Genomic DNA, 2,658 nt, shown 5'->3' with positions numbered 1-2,658 from the left:
TTGCAATTGCACATTCACCCAAGGGCTTGGGCGACCGCAGCTTGCTAAACGCTGCATATTATTCACATCGTGATCGGCTTTTCGCAAAATGGAAATCGCCATTGGCGCTTCGGCCTGACCGTAGAACTGACTGAACACCGGACCAATTCGCTCAATCGCCTCTTTAAGCCGGGCCGGCGAAATAGACGATGCGCCGTAAAAAACCGTTTCCAAACTGGAGAGATCAAATTCGTCAAAGCGCGGGTGGTCCAACAATGCGTAAATCATTGTTGGCACCAACATAATGCAGTTAATACGATGTTCCTGAATCGCCGCCATTACCGCCACAGGATCAAACCCAGGCTGCACCAACAGTGAGCCGCCTTTCAGGATGGCAGGCATAAACATCGCGCCCCCAGCGTGACTAAGCGGCGCGCAACTCAAAATATTCGGCCGGTTCGGCCACTCCCAATCCGTCATCATAATTTGCAGGGTGACCAGCGCGGTACGCTGACAGCTGGGAATGGCTTTGGGTTTGCCTGTCGTACCGCCGGAGTATCCCATGCGCATAATGTCATGAGGGCCAACGATGGGCGGCTCTAACATTTTAGGTTTGAAACCAGCGGCCAGCTTAAAAATATCTGAACCTAACTCGCTCTCACCAAAACCCATTAATTTCAAACCTGGCACGGCTGCCGCCAGCTCCGCCGCACGCTCACTGAATCGCGCCACATCAAAAATCAAAACCTCGACTTCAGCATCACTAATCACATGACGGTGGTCAGGCAGTGCACTCAGCGGATGCAACGGCACGTACACGGCGGCCAACATTTGTACCGCACTTGTTACAAATAGGCACTCCGGCCTGTTCGGAGAAATTAGTGCAACACGGGTTCCTTGACCCACACCAAGACTCACCAAGGCCTGCACATACTGACTCGTGGCATCGCGCACTTCATCTACCGATAAGCTCGGTCCGTTCTGCAGATGAAAAAGCGGCGTTGTGCCACCATTGTTCAAGGCATTAGCCAGCACATCTGCGGTATAGAGTGGGCGATGCAAATCATCCATTGGCTCAAACTCCACGTATTATTAATTAAAAAGTAATCGCAATTTTGCCAAAGTGCTTACCGCTCTGTAGATAGCTCAGGGCCTCAGGCAATTGTTCAAAACTGAATTGCCGATCGATAACTGGCTTAACTTTATGGAAATCAATTGCGCGGTTCATTGCCTCAAAATCATCGCGGCTCCCGACTTTTATTGGATGTATGTCGACACCAGATGAAAAAATAGCAGAGGCGGTATTTGGCCACCCGGTCAATAATCCGACCAGCGCCACACGGCCGCCCTTACGCGTTGCGGCAATCGTGCGATCGATCGTGGCAGCACCGCCAATATCAATGCCCACATCCACACCTTGACCAGCCGTTAGCGCGAGCACTTTTTTGTCCCACTCTGGCACGGCGCGATAATCAATGACTTCATCAGCGCCCAAAGCCTTAAGACGTGCACAGCGCTCGGCGCTGGAACTCGTAACAATAACCCGCGCGCCAAATAACTTTGCCAATTGCAGTCCCAGTACCGACACCCCGCCCGCACCTTGCAATAGTACGGTCATGCCAGGATACAGCGGCGCTGGGGCACATAAGGCATGCCACGCGGTCACACCTGCGCAAGGCAGGGCCGCCCCCTCGGTAAAACTTAAATGCGCGGGCAACAACACCACTTCACTATTGTGAACAACCATTTCTTCGCACATCACGCCGGGCACGATGACGCTACCGCGGCCCATCGCACCCGAGCTTGCCCGCCATGGCCCGCCGATCCAATCTGGATTTTGCGTTAAGACGACCCGGTCGCCGACCTTCACTCGTCGAACATCGCTAGCAACTTCGATTATTTCGCCAGCGCCGTCAGAACAAGGGATTAAACCCTCTGGCCCCGGCGGGCCAAACTGTCCAGTGACCGCCATCAGGTCGCGATAATTAATAGACGCCGCACGCATTGCAATCCGCACTTGCCCTGCGCCCAATGCCCCCGGCGTCGGACAATCTTCAAGCGCCAAAGACGCAATGCCACTAGCAGTGCGTGTTAAAAAAGTTTTCACAGACTATCTCCCGATGCGGAGTAAATGCATGAGCGGAAATAGACTCGGCCCTCGCAGTAAAATCGGCCAAGGCCTTTTTTAGCCGTGTCCTCTAAATAGATACGCACAGCCAATGCCCTCAAGCCAAACTAACAATACGCCGCCTCGACCACTAACACTCAAATGCCGAGCATAGATTAGAACTCTTTGACATATTCAGTAAATACCGAATATGCTGAATCTTGCATCTAGGGTCAAGGCGATCAAGTGTTTTTATTGATCCAAACCGAATTACCCCGAATAAAAATGACGATCCCAAAATAGGTACACCAAACTGCTGACACGCCTACCCAGACTTGGACATGCCTATAGCGCTTTGTCTGAGCGGATACTCTAGCGCTAATCACAAGGACTGCACTGAGGCTACAAGCAAAAGAAATAGGAGAGCAATTTCAATGATTGGCAAAGACCCATTGGATTTAAACGGCCAAATCGCCTTTGTGACCGGCGCGGGCCAAGGCGCCGGTCGAGCAATAGCCTTGGCGCTGGCGCACCATAATGCCGGCGGCATCGCCGTTAACGATTTTGTAAGC

General features: G+C 52.4%; 2 protein-coding genes. Both read right to left on the bottom strand.

Going from position 1 to position 2,658, the window contains the following annotated elements:
• The coding region (locus ABYT30_RS18190; protein ID WP_373097917.1) for an AMP-binding protein at nt 1-1,050 on the bottom strand (1,050 nt) is incomplete at its 3' end.
• Nucleotides 1,051-1,075: 25 nt separating this feature from the next.
• Nucleotides 1,076-2,086, bottom strand: a complete 1,011-nt coding sequence (locus ABYT30_RS18185; RefSeq protein WP_373097915.1) for an NAD(P)-dependent alcohol dehydrogenase — start codon at nt 2,084-2,086, stop codon at nt 1,076-1,078.
• Between the last annotated feature and the right edge of the window lie 572 nt (nt 2,087-2,658).

Source organism: Zhongshania sp. (genome assembly GCF_041623545.1).
Lineage (GTDB): Bacteria > Pseudomonadota > Gammaproteobacteria > Pseudomonadales > Spongiibacteraceae > Spongiibacter.
Note: the sequence above shows the minus strand (reverse complement) of the source record. Positions and strands in the feature narration are given on the sequence as shown.